Raw genomic sequence first — 16,346 nt, 5'->3', positions numbered from 1 at the left:
AAAAGAAGGGTCTTCAGGGGGATTCAGAGCGACCCTGAAACCAAATCCTAGAGATAGTTTAACAGAGACAACCTGAAGAAGAAAGAGGGAATACGTGTACTACAATACAAAATGCAGCAATCGAGCATACATCGCAGAGAGGATTATATGTTTGGTCGATGAGTAGTCAAGCCTAAAATGAACTCACTGCGTTCGGGCTTGACAACCCATCTTCCCAAACATGGGTAGTAGCTATGCGATGTATGCATAAGTATCAAGTGGCACTTGATAGATTTAATCATGGTGAAATTTAAAGAAACAGTATTTAAATATCAAAGATCTTTATTAATCTCGTTAAAGGTCGACCTTTTTGGTTGATTACAAATCATATTATACGAGGGGGATTAAAACATGGCTCATCATCACGAGCATGAACAAATAAACGGGAAAAATCTCATTATTACGATGCTTTTAAATTTTATCATCACCATAGCGGAATTTGCAGGAGGTCTCCTGTCAGGTAGCCTTTCATTGATGTCTGATGCTCTTCACAACTTCAGCGATGGTATGTCGGTTATAATAAGTTATTTAGCATTGAAAATATCAAAAAGGGAAAATACTCAGCGCATGACCTTTGGATACAAAAGAGCAGAGATACTGGCGGCATTGTTTAATTCTTCGGTACTGGTGATCATCTCGGTTTATCTCTTTAAAGAAGCTTACTTTAAATTGATAAAGTCGGAACCCATAAACGGCAGATTGATGATAATAATCGCAATTATAGGCCTTGTCGCTAATGCACTATCGGTGTCGCTTTTAAAGGAGGGCGCTGACAAGAATTTAAACGTAAAATCGGCGTATATGCATTTGTTGTCTGATACACTGTCCTCTATGGGAGTTGTTGTAGGTGGCATAATGATATCCGCATACAGGATTTACTGGATTGATCCACTGCTTACGGTTCTAATCGGCATTTATATTATAAAAGAGAGTTTTGAAATAATAAATGAGGCTGTGAGCATTTTGATGCAGGCGGCTCCCAGGGACATCAATATTGAAGATATCCAGAAGAAAATAGAGGGGTTGCCTGAGGTAAAGAATATACATCATGTCCATATATGGAAGACCAATGACGATGATGTACATTTTGAATGCCATGTAAATGTGAAAGAGGACCTGACATTAAGCCAGTCAAAATCCGTAAGAAATCAGATAGAGGAAATCTTGAAAGAACTTTTTCACATACACCATGTGACTCTTCAAATGGAATACGAGTGCTGCGAAGATGTAGGCCTTATAAAAAATGAAAAGGATTGAGATGCATGATAAAATGGTATTACGAAGAAATGTATTTAAATCTATTTAAAGGAGTGATCTCACATGTTAAAGATAGAGGCTTTAAGTTTGGATGTTTCTAATGGTTCAGGAGATGTCTCCATACTTAAAAATATAAACCTGGAATTAGAAAGCGGAAAATTTTACGCCATCACCGGCCCCAATGGAGGAGGCAAAACATCTCTTGCCAAGGTGATAATGGGTATATACAAGAATACGTCAGGGAAAATATACCTGGATGACACTGACATAACTGATTTTGACATAACGCAGAGAGCACGAGCTGGCATAAGCTATGCTTTTCAAAATCCTCCCCGATTCAAAGGTTTAAAGGTGAAAGATCTTCTGAAGATATCTGCCGGTGAAAAAGAAGAGAATGTTGGTAGCGTATATTCCCGTTTGAGGGCGGTGGGGCTTTGCCCCCAGGATTATCTGGACAGAGAATGCGACAACAGCCTTTCAGGTGGAGAGATGAAGAGGATAGAACTGGCCACTGTCCTTTCAAGGCCGTCTAAGGTGATAATTTACGACGAGCCAGAGGCAGGGGTTGATCTGTGGAGCTTTGAAAAATTGCTCAATCTCATCAACAAGTATCACTCCAGAGGAGGAGTTATCACTATCGTGATAACTCACCATGAAAAGGTGCTCTCTCTGGCCGACGAGATAATCCTTATAGCTGATGGTGAAGTGAAGGAAAAAGGTAGCAGAGATAAGATGCTAAATATTTTGCAGGATGATTTCAGGTGCAGGTGGCAACAAGATTGTGGAGGTGATGAAAATGAACTTAAATGCTATTGACAGTGAACTTTTGAAGACTGTGGCAGACTTACACAAAATCCCCAGAGGTGCTTTTAATATACGAAAAAACGGTCAGGCGGTTGAGAGGAGGTCTTCAGACCATATTCAGGTTATACCTAAAACGGATAAGCCGGGCATTGATATTATCGTAGCTCCTGGTACCAAAAACGAGGCTGTCCATATCCCTGTTCTCATCACCCTTTCTGGCGTTGTGGATGTGGTATATAATACCATAGAAATCGGAGAGGGAGCGGATGTCGTTGTAGTAGCAGGTTGTGGTATACACAATCCCGGTTCTGAAAGGTCTCAGCACGACGGAATCCATGAGATAATTGTACGAAAAGGTGCACGCATGAGGTATATTGAGAAACATTATGGTGGGGGTGAAGGCACAGGAGAAAGGGTTTTAAATCCCAAAACCATCCTCATAATGGAAGAAGATTCCGTTGTTGAGATGGAATTGACCCAGATAAAAGGAGTGGACAGTACTTTAAGGGATACAAAGGCGAAGCTTGCAAAGGGTGCAAATCTTACTATTGTTGAACGCCTTATGACCCATGGGCGTCAAGAAGCCATATCGGATATGTTGATAGAGCTGGAAGGCGAAGGGTGCAGCGCTAAGATTATTTCCCGCTCGGTGGCCCGCGATGATTCAAAACAGGTATTTCGTCCCGTTGTGGTGGCCAAAGCGCCTGCAAAAGGCCATGTGGAATGCGATTCTATTATAATGGATAGAGGTAAGATAAGTTCTTCGCCGGCTATATCAGCAGAACATCCTGAGGCCCAGCTTACCCATGAGGCTGCCATAGGCAAGATAGCCCAGGAGCAATTGATGAAACTCGAAACCTTGGGATTATCAGAAAAAGAAGCGGAAGATGTGATTTTGCGGGGATTTTTACAATAGCCACAAAAATCCGGACCAATGGTCCGGATTTTTTCATGCCATGTTTTCTTTGCAACCACCAGTTGCTTGATGTACTTAACATGTAAATGTATTGCGATGCCAGTGCAACCATCAGTTGCTTGATGGGCTAAATATGTAGTGCTAAGCTATTCTTAAATCACAAACATATTCTAGAGGAGGTTATGATCATGATAGACATGAGAAAAGCAGGCGCATTTATATCAAAACTGAGAAAAGAAAGGGATATGACACAGGTTGAACTGGCAGACGCGCTAAATGTTAGTCACCAGGCTGTTTCAAAGTGGGAAGTAGGAGATTCTATGCCGGACATCGGAACTTTACCTAAACTCGCTCAGTTATTTGATGTTACCGTGGATGAAATTCTAAAAGGGGAGAGGTATAACCATGGAGACCTTGAAGAAAAGGAAGAAGGCCTGGTTGTAAGAGAATTAGCGGATGGTGACCTAGAGAGAATAGCCGAAATGATAAAAAATGATGAACTCAAAGCTGATGCGTTAGTTAATGTAGCACCTATAGTAAAAAGCAGCATGCTGGAAAAAATAGTAGATAATCTCAACAGTAATGTATTTAGCCTTGAAGATATAGTAGGATTGGCTCCTTTTGTCAGGCGCGATACACTGGACAGGCTTATAAAAGATATTTACCTAGAGAAAATTGATCCTGAACATATTTTAGGTTTAGCGCCCTTTGTAAGCCATGATACGCTGGATAGATTGCTGGAACATTTAGGAGAGACATATATAAATTGCGAATTAATCAGCAATCTGGCACCCTTTTTAAGGCGGGAAGAGTTAGAAAAAGCGCTGTAGGGGGGGTGATAGCACCTGTAAGCTGGACGAGTTTACACGACAAAACGAAGTCCAATGTACACCGCCAAACGTATCGACTTTTATGAATATATTTGGTGCATGGTTAGGTGTTGACATTGTTGATAAGATAGGAGGTTTTAAAGCATGATGACAATTTTATTAACAATGTTAGCAGGAGCTATACTAGGTGCTACATTTAAAAAACTTAGGCTCCCATTACCTGCACCAGCAACTTTGTCAGGTGTCTTAGGAGTGTTAGGTGTATTACTTGGAAGTATGTTAGCAAAGTTGTTCTAATTTAAATAGCGTCTTTATTCATGGTTTTATTATGAGTAAGGACACTATTTTTATATATCATCATAAGAATCAAGAATAAAATTTTGAATATGAAACTAAATTGACAGCGGGTTTTATTATCAATTGAAAATAATTACTTATAAAAAAGGGTTGAAATATCAGAGAATAATGCATATAATACTAATATAATGAATTTTCATTTGAGAAGGATGTGAAAAAATGGATAGAGTAAAAATTGGCACAAAAACCTCATGGATTACAATTTTTATTAACATAGCGTTATGCATTTTTAAGCTTGTTGCGGGATTTGTAGGAAGAAGTAGTGCTATGATTGCAGATGGAGTTCATACACTATCGGATATTTTAGCAACATTTGTAGTAATTTTAGGATTAAAGATATCATCGAGGGAGGAAGATGATAAGCACCCCTATGGGCATGAAAAATTTGAACCTGTTTTTGCTAAGATAATAAGTGTTGTTCTTATAATTACAGGTTTTTTAATTGGATTTGAAGGGTTTAAAAAATTAATATCTGGAGAGATAATAACACCAGGAAAAATTGCCTTAGTAGCGGCATTGGTTTCAATAATAGTAAAGGAAGCGATGTATTGGTATACAATTATAGTTGCAAGAAAGATAAAAAGTTTATCTATGGAGGCTGACGCATGGCATCATCGCTCAGATGCTTTTTCATCTATAGGAACATTTATTGGTATTTTTGCTGCAAGAATGGGCTATAAATTTTTTGATCCACTTGCTGCTTTGATTGTAAGTTTCTTTATTATAAAAGTAGGTGTAGATTTTTATTTAAAGGCTACAAAAGAATTGGTTGATGAAGCTGTTGATGAAGAAACTATAGATAATATTAAGAATATCGTTAATAGTGTAGAAGGGGTTAGAGGAATAAAGAGTTTAAAGACAAGAATCTTCGGTCACAGAATATATGTGGACTTAGAAATTTATATTGATGATAAAATTAGTGTAAAGGAAGGCCATGATATTGCTGAATTAGTTCATGATGAGTTGGAATCAAAGATAGATAATATAAAGCATTGTATGGTTCATATAGAGCCAATTGGATATTTTAAATAAGTTAAGGATATGGTTTATCCTCAACTTTTTATCTTTTAATCAAGTTATTTAATATACTTGATTAAGGCTAACCCATCCTTATGTATCGATATAAGGAAAAATAGAGAAAAAAGGAGTAATGTAATATAGATATAAATGATAATAACAGCAAAATACATAGATGTTTGGAAACATAACTCATGCAATATATAAAAGTTGTTGCAAGGCAGCAGAAAAAAAGAGACGAATAAAATAATTATTACCTCCTACTCGATTATATTTTCCTTGAGCAAATACGGATAATTTACCTTTATGTATTCGTATATTTTATTTGCTATCACTTTATGTCCACTTTCATTAGGATGAATGCCATCAATGCAGATAAGCTTTCTGAAATCGGGATAGTCCAGGAAGGCGCTCCTTACATCTATCAATTTTGTTTTGGTCTCTTCGGCAACATTTAGGATGGCCGAATTATATTTTTCTTGCCACCAATAAATTTTGCTTACGCTTCCAAGCCATTTTAAAATATTTTTGCCCATTTCCTCGTTGCCATGGCTTATCCATTTAAAATATCTATCAGGATCAAGCGGAGGCAATGTCATTAAAGCGGGGATTATATTCATGCTTTCTAGATTTCTTATCAAAACTTTGAGCTGTGTTTTAAAAACATCAAAATTTGTTTTTGGCTCATGTTCGGCATCTGGATTTTCAGCGACCTCCTGCCAATTAAAATCGCAGTCGTTTCCTCCAAATTCGATGAAGACAACATCGGGTTTATTTTTTATTAGCTCCTTTTGTAATCTTTCCATGCCTCTTAAAAGAGTATTTCCGAATTTCGCAACATTATTTACGGTGCCTTTAAGTTTATTTTGAATTAAACCGACATAACTTTCTTTTATCGGGACATATTTTCCTTTTTCTTCGCTGTATATTATACCTCTTGAAATGGAATCGCCCAGCACAAGAAAATTATAATTTTCTTTAACCGTTTTCATTCCCACTATAAGTCACCTCAATAACATTGCTTATGCTTAATTATACCTCTATCCATTAGCAGTGTAAACCATCTTTAATTTAGTAATTTGCAATATTTACAAATAGATTACTTTCCAAAAAGTTCAAAAGCATCGACAAAATGACTTTGAGGGTATGTGCTACGCCTGTTTCTCACAAAGTCACTTGCCTTAAATGTCACCAATATGGTGTGCGAAAGTTCATAAAATCTTAAGAAATACGACAAATTTTGTACAAAATTAACGGATAAAATATAATTGAAAGATAAATAAAAGAAAAAGGAGGTTTTCGTATGAGAAAGAGAAAATTTATGATTGTGCTGGCGGTCATAATAGCTCTGGCAATTCCATTTTCCGTCTTTGCAGCCACATCTAATACGCCAGCAGCAAAAAGCGTGAGGAGCTTCTTTGGAATAGACCCGTCAAAGCTTACAGACAAACAAAAGGCCGATATCACAGATTACAACAAAAAGATGGCCGACCTTCAGAAGGATTTTATCAACAAAATGGTTGCCGATGGGGTTATAACCAAAGAACAGGGTGATGCTGCTATCAAGCAGATCGACGACATGCTTAACAATGCCAATAAGAATGGCATGCCCTACATTTTTGGAATGGGCAGGAAAGGTTTTGGACGAGGTGATTTTGGCCTGGGCAAAATAGATACGTCGAAGCTCACCCAGCAACAAAAAACTGAGTTAATAGCTATTTATAAAGAAATGGCTAATCTGCAGAAGGATCTTGTAAACAAGTTGGTCTCTGAAGGTTTGATAACCAAAAATCAAGGCGATACTGCAATAAACAAAATCGATAATATGATAAACAATATAGAGAAAAATGGCCTGGCTAATTGTAGAGGGCTGATGATAGGTGGCATGGATGGCTTTGGATTTGTTTTAAAAGACATTGATACATCAAAACTTACCCAGCAGCAGAAAACAGAGATAATCAACTATTTCAAAAAGATGGCAGAATTGCAGAAACAACTGGTTAACAAGTTTGTCAGCTTCGGCTTAATCACTAAAGATCAGGGAAGCGCCATTACCAGCAGGATTGACAATATGCAGAAAAATATAGAGCAAAACGGGTTACCTCAAGGTTTCCACAAAGGCTTTAGGATGGGAAGAGGCCACTTTGGCGGTGAGTGGCATGAAAGATACAACCAGCAAAACGACACTCAACAGAACAGCACACAGCAGAACAACAATGGTTTAATTCAGGTTTCCCCTCAAACCTTGTAATTTAGACACAACAATGGCTTCAAAAGGATAACTCATAACTCAGATATTTCTCCCTCAACCTTATAAAAAATTTAATATTCCCCTCAATCTTATAAAAATAAGAGGTAGATATAGATCTACCTCTTATTTTTATGTGTGCGGCATGCAAATCCACAGTTTTATGGTATAATTATGGTGTGTGGTATGGAAAGAAGGGGGATAAAATGCCTGAAACGTATGATTTGACCGTAAAAAATATGTTTTCGGACATGGCAGACGATATAATCTCGTATTTAACGGGATTTAAAATCAAAAAACTGGATGAACTTAATATAGAGTTTACAAGGGTGGAGCGCAGAAACAGTGACATGATATTTAAATGCGAAACAGATGAGACAGAGACGAAAGAAATTGCTATTCATATAGAATTTCAATCTGAAAATGATACAACGATGCCATATAGAATGCTGCGGTATGCGGCAGAAATAATGGAAAAGCACAAACTGCTGCCGTATCAGGTTGTAATTTATATAGGCAATAGCAAAGCCCAGATGGATAATGGGCTAAGCTATACTGTTGGCAATAACAAGCTCGACTATACGTACAAAATATTAGATGCGGGAGAAATCAGATTTTTGGATATTGCAAAAACGAATTATTTCGATCTTTATCCGTTACTACCGGTTATAGATAGAGAAAAAAGAATAGAAGAGGGTGAAAAATACCTTAGAATATGTGTCGATTTAATCAAGGAAGCGCCCGTAAACATAAATAAAAAGAAGGACATTTTGTTTAAAGCCGAACTGCTTTCAGGTATAGTGTACAGTCAGGAAGTTATAAAGAAAATTTTCGAGGAGGTGGAAAAGATGTTGAGACTTGAAGAATCATCAACGTATAAGATGATAATTGAGAAAGGAATCAAAGAAGGCATGGAAAAGGGTATAAAAGAGGGTATAAAAGAAGGCATGGAAAAAGGGAAGGCAGAAATAGTACTTAAGCTTCTCAATAAAAAGTTTAAAGGGCTTCCGAAAAAATATGAAGAAAAAGTGCTGGGATCGGATATCAAGACGCTAGATAGGATAACCGATGATATATTTGATATGGAGAAGCCTGAAGATTTGGATAAGTATTTCGCTTAATGACTAGTGAAAAACGAGAAAGCGTACCTGAGCGTTATAAAAACCGTTCAGGTACGCTTTCTTTGAGGAAGGAGATGCTGGCTTTAGCTTTACAGTATCTCAGGCATCAACTTGCTCAGCCTGGCAGGGGTCCATATAGACCTTGCGAAAGGCCTTATGCGCACGCTAAAGCTGGTATCCACAGGCTGTAACTGATACTGAGGCAATGGTCCTGGTCCGCAGCTATTGCTGCCCAGGCCTCCATGCTCATAATCCATGTTTAGCACAGTCTCATCCAAGCGCTTAAGCTCATAGGTGTGATTGGCGCTGGTCAGATCCTCTGTGGAATACTGCTGTACGCTGACGTTCAATGTGGGCATGCCCACTACCAGCAATCCGTATCCACGTATATCTGTTACCGATGCCCATCTGACGTCAGACTTGTTTCCGTATTCCTGCGGCCTTATATACGGTACGTATTGCTCTTCTACCGTTCCTTCGTAAACCCCTACAAGGGCGCTTTCTTTGCGGTCTATATAGTTCTCATGGGGTCCACGGCCGTACCAGGCAAATCGGTCAAACTGACCTGGCATTCTCATCTGCAGACCTATGCGCGGCAGATGTGGCAATTCTTTTAAAGGCGAAAGGTCTGTAGTTATTATTATATCGCCGGTGCCGTAGATGGTGTACGTCACCACAGAGCGAAATGCCGGTGCTATGCTGTATGGGCCGAGCACGGATTGGACGCGCACCTTTATGGCCTGGGACTTGTGGCTTTGCACCTCGATATCTTCTATTCGCGGTACCAATCTATCAAGACCTGCTTTTATCCACTCTCTTGCCTGATGGACATCGTTGTCTGTGGGTGCCCTCCATATGTTTATCTTAGGCCCTTTGCTTACCATGGGTACGCCCTGGTATTCAAGGGATGCTATCGTCCCTCTGAATTTGTCAAATACCAGCCGGAAATCTTCTCCTGATATCGCCAGTTCTCTGTCGGTTTCATTCCATTTAAGCGGGGGCATAGACGATATTTTAATAACCGGAATCTTTGGTACTTCCAGTGGCAGTTTGAATTGACTCCACGCTACGATGTGACCCTTTGGCGCCCATATAGTGGCCTCCCTTAATGCAAAGGTTATATTTAGCCAGTATTCGGCGCCTGGCTTTGGAGTCGGGCAGCTGTAAGGGATAGTCAACAGCTCTTCCTGCCCTGCGGGTGTATGTAGTACTGGCAGTGTGCCCTGTTGAACGGCGTCTCCGTCGCACATAACAGCCCAGCTCGCTTCCAGGTGTTCAAGGGATAAAAAGTTGTAGCGGTTTACTATCTTCACCTGGCCTTTTAATAGGTCTACGGGATAGACCTGCACAGGCTCTATGGCTTTTTTCAGTTCTATGACACCGGGATAAGGTCTTCTGTCAGGGAACATAAGTCCGTCGATACAGAAATTCCCGTCGTTGGGCTTATCTCCAAAGTCGCCGCCATAGGCAAACCATTCTTCACCTGATTCTGTTTTCTGGCGAATCCCGTGGTCAACCCATTCCCATACGCATCCGCCCAGCAGCCTGGGGTATTTGTATATAGCATCCCAGTACTCCTTTAAGTTACCTGGTCCGTTGCCCATGGCGTGAGCGTATTCGCACATGAAAAAGGGACGAGGGTCATTGATCTTTTCTCCCTGCTCTATAAGGTAGTCCACCCTTGGATACATGACGCTTACTATATCCATGACTGGTGAGTCAAAAGCGCCTTCATAGTGGATGGGCCTTGTGGTGTCTACCGTCCTTATCCATTCTGCCATGGCGTCGTGGTTGGGACCGTATCCTGATTCATTTCCCAGCGACCAGATGATGACCGATGGATGGTTTTTGTCCCTGTGCACCATCCGGCGAGCGCGGTCTATAAAGGCTTCTTTCCATGCTGGGTCGCAGGCCAACTGGCTTACATTGCCTGTAAATGCAAATCCATGGGCTTCCAGATCTGTTTCATCGATGACATATAGCCCATATCTGTCGCACAAATCCAGCCAGCGGGGATCGTTGGGGTAATGGGATGTCCTCACAGCGTTTATATTATGCTGTTTCATGAGGGTGATGTCCTGGATCATGGACTCTATGGTCACAGCGTAACCCAGGTCCGGATGGGTGTCATGCCTGTTTACCCCTTTGATTTTTATAGGGGTGCCGTTTACCAGGAGCTTGCCGTCTTTTATCTCAACTTGGCGGAATCCCACGTTGAAGCTCTCCACTTCCTGTATGGCGCCTGTAGAGTCTTTTAGCGTCACCAGAAGGGTGTATAGATTGGGTGTCTCTGCAGTCCACTTTTTAGGATTGGATACATCAAAGGACATCCTGAGCTCTTTTTCCTCATCGCCGTTTAAAGACAAAACCTCATCATATGCTCTTTCAAAAACGGTATTTTTGCTATCGTCCACTAGAGTCGCTACTATCTGATAGCCATCGGATTTTTCTTTAGCATAGTTTTTAACGTTTATCTTTACATCCAGTACGGCGTTTATGTACTGCTCATCCAGCTTGGTCTTGATATGGACGTCCCTTATGTGCACATCAGGTGTAGCGAAAAGGTATACATCGCGGAATATACCACTGAGCCTCCATTTGTCCTGGTCCTCCAGGTAACTGCCGTCAGACCACTGGTATACCTGGACAGCTATGGTGTTTTCGCCGATGCGGATGAAAGGCGTTATGTTAAACTCTGAAGGGAGATGGCTTCCCTTGCTGTATCCCACCATTTTGCCGTTTACCCATACCATGAAAGCGGAGTCTACTCCTTCAAATACCAGAAATACCTGTCTGTCTTTCCAGTTTTCGGGTATCATGAAGTTCCTCCTGTATGAGCCTACAGGGTTTTCGTCAGGCACAAATGGGGGATCTACGGGAAAGGGATAGGCTACGTTGGTGTAGTTGGGTTTGCCGTATCCTAACATCTGCCAGTTGCTGGGAACGGGTATGGTGTCCCATTCACTGACGTTATATGATTCCTGTTCAAAGCCCTCTGGCGTCTCGGCGGGTGATGGAGCATAATGGAATTTCCAGTTTCCGCTGAGCAGCCTGAAGTATGGAGATAACCCTCTTTCAGATTCCAGCGCTGACTCAATGTCAGCATAAGGGATTAATGTGGCGTGTTCAGGTTCCCTGTTAATTGAGAGGGTACTTAAATCCTCCCATACAGGCAAAGGCTTTCGCATATCATACATAATAAGACCTCCATCTGTAAAATTATCTGTAAAATTAGTGCTTCGGTTAAATTCTACCAGATAGCTATGCAATATTCAAGTATTGTTATTTCTTTATATCCAAAACTTCGCTGTCAAAATAGTAAAGGTACACGTCCTCAAATCTTGGTTCTACCTGTACTGAATCAGGTAAGGGCTTTCTATCAGAAATTATCCTCGCTTCAATCATCCCATCATCAGTTCTACGAATACTTCCCAGCTTGTATTTTTCTTTTAAGGCCTCAAGGACATCTTCCTGAATCTTTGACACCCATACTTTTCCCTTTATGTCATTTAGTATGCTTTGTGGACTTCCCTTTTTTATAAGGCGGCCTTCCTTTATGAGAAGTGTGTCACTGGCGATGTACTCAATATCTGATACAATATGGGTGGAGATAAGGATAATTCTATCACCTGATATCTCCGATATGAGATTTCTGAATCTTATACGCTCTTTTGGGTCTAATCCTGCCGTAGGCTCATCCAGTATAAGTATTTGAGGGTCATTGAGCATTGCTTGAGCTATCCCTAAGCGCTGCTTCATGCCGCCGGAGAATGTGCCTATTTTTCTCCGACTTTCGCTTTTGAGGTTTACCAGTTCTAATACCTCTTCAACCTTTACTTCAGCATCATGTTTTTCTATACCCTTTAATGCCGCTATATACATGAGAAATCTCCTTGCAGTAAAGTTTTTGTATAGCCCAAATTCCTGAGGTAGATAACCCAGTAAGTCCCTGTACCTATCACCTAACACATGAATGTCCCTCCCGTCCAAAAGTATCCTTCCATTGGTGGGTTTTAATATGTCTACTATGATCTTCATCAAAGTGGTTTTGCCTGAACCGTTAGGGCCAAGAAGTCCGTAAACACCATTACTTAATTCGGTTGAAAAATCTTTTAAAGCCCATTTATCTTTATACCTTTTTGATACTCTCTCAATAGTTAGATTCATATATTTCGCTCCTTTCGAAATAGTACCTATTCAAAATGTTTTTTATCTGAACTGATGTTAAAACAATACCTATTATCAATGCGGCGATGTAAAACGCGATGTTGATATTCATAACTTTAGTGGCAACCTCAGGTTGGGTGTATATCGCCAGTATGACAGACATCCATAATCCAAGTATAACTGTTACGGTATAACCGCCCCTTATTCTGTTGGCGAGCCATAATGTTATACCGCCAATGACCGTCAATGGGGTAAGCCACATAAGTGTGATTTTCCACAAAATAACTTCTGGATAAAGTGAGTCAAATATCAATGTGAGAACGGTGTTTAATATTATGTTATAGAATCCAATGACTATGAGCTTTGAAAGCATTATCTGTTGTGGTGTTATTTTACAGGACAACTCTATTTCCACCACATTTTGTTCCCTACCCTTAAAAACTTCAACTATTCCCAGTACGAATGGAAATGGTGACAGTGCCATAATTGAAATATATGGATTGTGCTTTGCGCTTGTGACAATTATATATCCTAAAACGAATATGATGCTGCTTATAATCCAGTAGCTTTTACTCATAAAATTTATATCCAACGCTGATAAGTGAATGAGATTCATAAACTTTTCCCATTGTGTCATATAAAGCTTTTTCTTTTGAGGTACATACTGCCTCAATTGTTCTATGGTTAAGCCAATGGCATCTTCATTGGGAACAGGTACAACATAATTTTTTAGTATTTCTTCTATGCATGTAATTTCATCATTTAAATCATCATCATTATTGTGTTGTATTTCATCATACTGATTTATTCTGTCTTTTTTCATGAATTTCACCTCCCATAGTCTCAGTTTCGGTTTTTTTAAGCAACTTTTTTAACTTAAGAAGTGCTTGCCTTAGCCTGGATTTTACGGTTGGCTCTTTACACCTGGTTATATTTGCAATTTCTTTTATCTTCATATCATGATAGAAGCGGAGTATTATCACTTCTCTTTGTTCTTCAGGTAGTGATAATATTGCATCCTTGACGTCGTCATATTGATGCTTTGCCTTAAATATGTCCCAAACCTTGTTATTAGCATCTGTGAAACTTTCATTGAGTTTCATAGCATTTGTGCTCTTGAAATCAGAGCTTCTGTAATAATCCCTGCAATGATTTACCGCAATTTTCAAAAGCCAATGGCTAAACTGGTTATTTAGCCTATAACTCCTTATGTTCTTCATCATCTTTATAAATATTTCCTGGGTAAGGTCATAGGATATATGGTAATCACCTATTTTTCTATACACGTATGAAAATATTTCTTTATAATGTCTTCTTACCAATACTTCCATAGCTGCTTGACTTCCATTTAAAATCTCTTCAATTAATTCATCGTCTGTGGGCACATCTTCACCGCCTTTCACATATTTTAGATTTAATATACCTGATGGTTTCTAAACGTCCTGTATATCAACACAATAATGACTAACGATAGCACTGTAAATAATATTAACATCAAATTTGCTATAAGGATAGGATGACCCAATATATTGTAAGTTTCAAAAGCCTTAAAAAGATTCTCAACTCGTATCAGTTCTGTATAACTGAAATCCTTGATTATAGCTAAAAATCCCTTAATATTACCAATAAACACGTTCAAAAAAACCGGATAGGAAAAAATGATGCCACCAGCGAAAAATGATATAAGGCCGGAACTAGATATTGAGGATATAAACATTACCAAAAGACCAAAGGCTATTCCTCCAGTTATAAATATTACGGTTTGCAGGATATAGTATTGTATAATAGTGAAATTATATGGTGTTGTGGCATATTTATAAATGCTGTTCAGGGGGTTGTTTAATTCATCTATGGCATATGTCAATAACCCTTTGTTAATCCCGAGGGTTAAAAGGTTCAAAAGAGAAAAAAACAACCCAATAACCGTTACGTATGTAATAGAAGCAATAATTTTGGCTGTTATAACGAGTCCTTTTCCATTTTTGGTGGTTAAAATCAGGGAATCCATATTGTTTGAGTATTCATCGCTAAAGATAGGGGATATACCCAATAATACCATGGCTCCCATAAATACAAAACCAAAAGAGTATATAAAATCGATTAAATCCGAAGTACCAAAAAATCCCCAAATATATACCCCGGGTGCTGGTAATCTTTTTAGCATAGAATATTTCAACCTGGTTTCTTCATATTTGTATCCTTTATGTTCCATGGTTGTTAACTGATGTTTTAATTCATTTAGCTGGTCAGTATGGTTTATTATTCTTCTCTGTGTATTGACAACATCAATAAATATTTCATTTTTTCGCATTCCTTCCTGAGTAAGATGTGTACGTCCGTCTTTTTCTGTAACTATATAGTTTTTTTGATCGTTTTCGAACCAATTTTGTGCCAGCTTAACTTTGTCTGATGTGAGTGGGCCTTTATATTTTTTGTATTCTGAGTAAAAGCTCTTATAATTGCCATATAGCTCTGATTTCTGTTGTAGTGAAATTAACAAAAACAGTAGCACAAATATGGTTATTGTGACATAAATAATTTTTCTGCTGAAAATTTTATAAAGCTCATGTTTTAAAAGTTCTGGTAATATCAATTTATCTTTCCTCCCTCAGGTAATGTTTTTTACTTCTATTTATATAGACGAAAAAAGATTCAAAAAGGATTAAAGGTATTTATAGTTCGATTTATTATTAGGATAATCTTTTAAATTACAGATCTTAAATTGCAATATTAAATGCGACACATTTTTTGGAAACCAGATGTGTTGCTCATTAGTAGCTCGTTCCCATGCAGAGTAGGGGTGAGCATAGTAAATATCAATCCCGTGGACATTTAGATTGGCAAACTCACTACCGTTATCCGCAGTGATGTTCTTAAACACCCGAGAAAACATAAGACCATACTGGCTGACTTGGAGGATCTTACTTTTTCGGCCACAGAAAGATCGATTCTTCTCATATACCGCCTGGCTAGTTTCAGGGAAGTATGCTTCATACGTATGTGCCGGCGTTGAGTTGTGGTGCCACGTTTTATTCGCGGTAAATGGTGCTGTGATGACGGCCAAGTTTTTTAGCGATTTGAGATGGTGAGAACCCTTATCGGGTTTCACGCTATGGTTCAACTATTTTTTGGTGTCGCATTTAATTTTACAATTAATCAAAGAGATATTTGAAATATACGCAAGACTCTATAACTTACTAAAAGGCGAATTCAGTAACGCAGCGAATTTGCAGGATAGGCTGTTTTTAGGAAAAACCGGCGGGAATCCTCTCTAATTTATTAGAGAGATGAAAGCCGGCTATTTAATTGTAAATTGCATTGGTGTATACTATATGTGTAAAAAAATAAGCTTAAAAAGCGAAAGACGAGGGGGTGAAAAAGTGAAACTAAAGAAAATCAACCCTGATTTTAAACAAAGGGTTATACAATTTGAATTAAATCCTGATAAAAAACAGAGCATAATACTAAATTCCTTGACGTATGCCTCATCAAAATTATGGAATGTAGCAAATTATGAAATAAGAAACTGGGACAAAGGTAGCGGACAAAAATACCCTGACTGGTATGACCAAAAATCAAGGCTAAAAAAT

The 16,346-nt window shown here is 38.9% G+C and carries 15 protein-coding genes and 2 pseudogenes; 9 read left to right on the top strand and 8 right to left on the bottom strand.

The window, feature by feature from the left end:
- The first annotated feature begins 390 nt into the window (after window positions 1-390).
- The 6 genes from BUB87_RS12860 (at window position 391) to BUB87_RS12835 (ending at window position 5,235) form a co-directional block, all read left to right on the top strand.
- A complete protein-coding gene (locus BUB87_RS12860; RefSeq protein WP_073346266.1) occupies window positions 391-1,296 on the top strand; it encodes a cation diffusion facilitator family transporter in 906 nt (301 codons plus the stop codon).
- 63 nt (window positions 1,297-1,359) lie between these two features.
- Window positions 1,360-2,112, top strand: coding sequence for an ATP-binding cassette domain-containing protein (locus tag BUB87_RS12855; protein WP_073346263.1), 753 nt, complete (start codon window positions 1,360-1,362; stop codon window positions 2,110-2,112).
- Window positions 2,093-3,016 (top strand): SufB/SufD family protein, encoded by a 924-nt coding sequence (locus BUB87_RS12850; protein ID WP_073346262.1) that lies wholly within the window; start codon window positions 2,093-2,095, stop codon window positions 3,014-3,016. The genes BUB87_RS12855 and BUB87_RS12850 overlap by 20 nt, the downstream gene beginning before the upstream one ends.
- 188 nt (window positions 3,017-3,204) lie before the next feature.
- Complete coding sequence (locus tag BUB87_RS12845) at window positions 3,205-3,846, top strand: helix-turn-helix domain-containing protein (protein ID WP_073346259.1); 642 nt, start codon at window positions 3,205-3,207, stop codon at window positions 3,844-3,846.
- Window positions 3,847-3,990: 144 nt separating this feature from the next.
- Window positions 3,991-4,143: a XapX domain-containing protein gene (locus tag BUB87_RS12840; protein WP_073346257.1), complete on the top strand. Its 153-nt coding sequence runs from the start codon at window positions 3,991-3,993 to the stop codon at window positions 4,141-4,143.
- 219 nt (window positions 4,144-4,362) lie between these two features.
- The gene (locus BUB87_RS12835) at window positions 4,363-5,235 is read left to right on the top strand and encodes a cation diffusion facilitator family transporter (RefSeq protein WP_073346255.1); all 873 of its coding nucleotides are present in this window, start codon (window positions 4,363-4,365) and stop codon (window positions 5,233-5,235) included.
- A gap of 245 nt (window positions 5,236-5,480) precedes the next feature.
- Here BUB87_RS12835 and BUB87_RS12830 read toward each other — a convergent pair whose 3' ends face one another.
- The gene (locus BUB87_RS12830; protein WP_200792840.1) at window positions 5,481-6,218 is read right to left on the bottom strand and encodes an SGNH/GDSL hydrolase family protein; all 738 of its coding nucleotides are present in this window, start codon (window positions 6,216-6,218) and stop codon (window positions 5,481-5,483) included.
- Window positions 6,219-6,523: 305 nt separating this feature from the next.
- Between BUB87_RS12830 and BUB87_RS12825 the strand changes: the two genes are divergently transcribed.
- Window positions 6,524-7,471, top strand: a complete 948-nt coding sequence (locus BUB87_RS12825; protein WP_073346252.1) for a YckD family protein — start codon at window positions 6,524-6,526, stop codon at window positions 7,469-7,471.
- A gap of 203 nt (window positions 7,472-7,674) precedes the next feature.
- On the top strand, window positions 7,675-8,589 hold the full coding sequence (locus BUB87_RS12820; protein ID WP_073346250.1) for a DUF4351 domain-containing protein: 915 nt from the start codon (window positions 7,675-7,677) through the stop codon (window positions 8,587-8,589).
- An 89-nt stretch (window positions 8,590-8,678) separates the two neighbouring features.
- Here the strand turns inward: BUB87_RS12820 and BUB87_RS12815 are convergent, their stop codons facing one another.
- The 7 genes and pseudogenes from BUB87_RS12815 to BUB87_RS15140 all read right to left on the bottom strand — a co-directional run.
- The gene (locus BUB87_RS12815; RefSeq protein WP_234946049.1) at window positions 8,679-11,786 is read right to left on the bottom strand and encodes a beta-galactosidase, LacZ type; all 3,108 of its coding nucleotides are present in this window, start codon (window positions 11,784-11,786) and stop codon (window positions 8,679-8,681) included.
- Window positions 11,787-11,871: 85 nt separating this feature from the next.
- Window positions 11,872-12,756 (bottom strand): ABC transporter ATP-binding protein, encoded by an 885-nt coding sequence (locus BUB87_RS12810; protein WP_073346247.1) that lies wholly within the window; start codon window positions 12,754-12,756, stop codon window positions 11,872-11,874.
- Window positions 12,740-13,579, bottom strand: coding sequence for a hypothetical protein (locus tag BUB87_RS12805; RefSeq protein ID WP_073346245.1), 840 nt, complete (start codon window positions 13,577-13,579; stop codon window positions 12,740-12,742). The genes BUB87_RS12810 and BUB87_RS12805 overlap by 17 nt, the downstream gene beginning before the upstream one ends.
- On the bottom strand, window positions 13,551-14,141 hold the full coding sequence (locus BUB87_RS12800) for an RNA polymerase sigma factor (RefSeq protein WP_084111329.1): 591 nt from the start codon (window positions 14,139-14,141) through the stop codon (window positions 13,551-13,553). The genes BUB87_RS12805 and BUB87_RS12800 overlap by 29 nt, the downstream gene beginning before the upstream one ends.
- Window positions 14,142-14,170: 29 nt before the next feature.
- A complete protein-coding gene (locus BUB87_RS12795; protein WP_073346242.1) occupies window positions 14,171-15,349 on the bottom strand; it encodes a hypothetical protein in 1,179 nt (392 codons plus the stop codon).
- Window positions 15,350-15,517: 168 nt separating this feature from the next.
- Window positions 15,518-15,646: pseudogene (locus BUB87_RS15210) on the bottom strand (IS30 family transposase); the annotation flags it as partial.
- A gap of 9 nt (window positions 15,647-15,655) precedes the next feature.
- A pseudogene (locus BUB87_RS15140) lies at window positions 15,656-15,851 on the bottom strand (helix-turn-helix domain-containing protein); the annotation flags it as partial.
- 285 nt (window positions 15,852-16,136) lie between these two features.
- Between BUB87_RS15140 and BUB87_RS12785 the strand changes: the two are divergent.
- The coding region (locus BUB87_RS12785) for a hypothetical protein (RefSeq protein ID WP_456059098.1) at window positions 16,137-16,346 on the top strand (210 nt) is incomplete at its 3' end.

The organism is Caldanaerobius fijiensis DSM 17918, from assembly GCF_900129075.1.
Lineage (GTDB): Bacteria > Bacillota > Thermoanaerobacteria > Thermoanaerobacterales > Caldanaerobiaceae > Caldanaerobius > Caldanaerobius fijiensis.
Note: the sequence above shows the minus strand (reverse complement) of the source record. Positions and strands in the feature narration are given on the sequence as shown.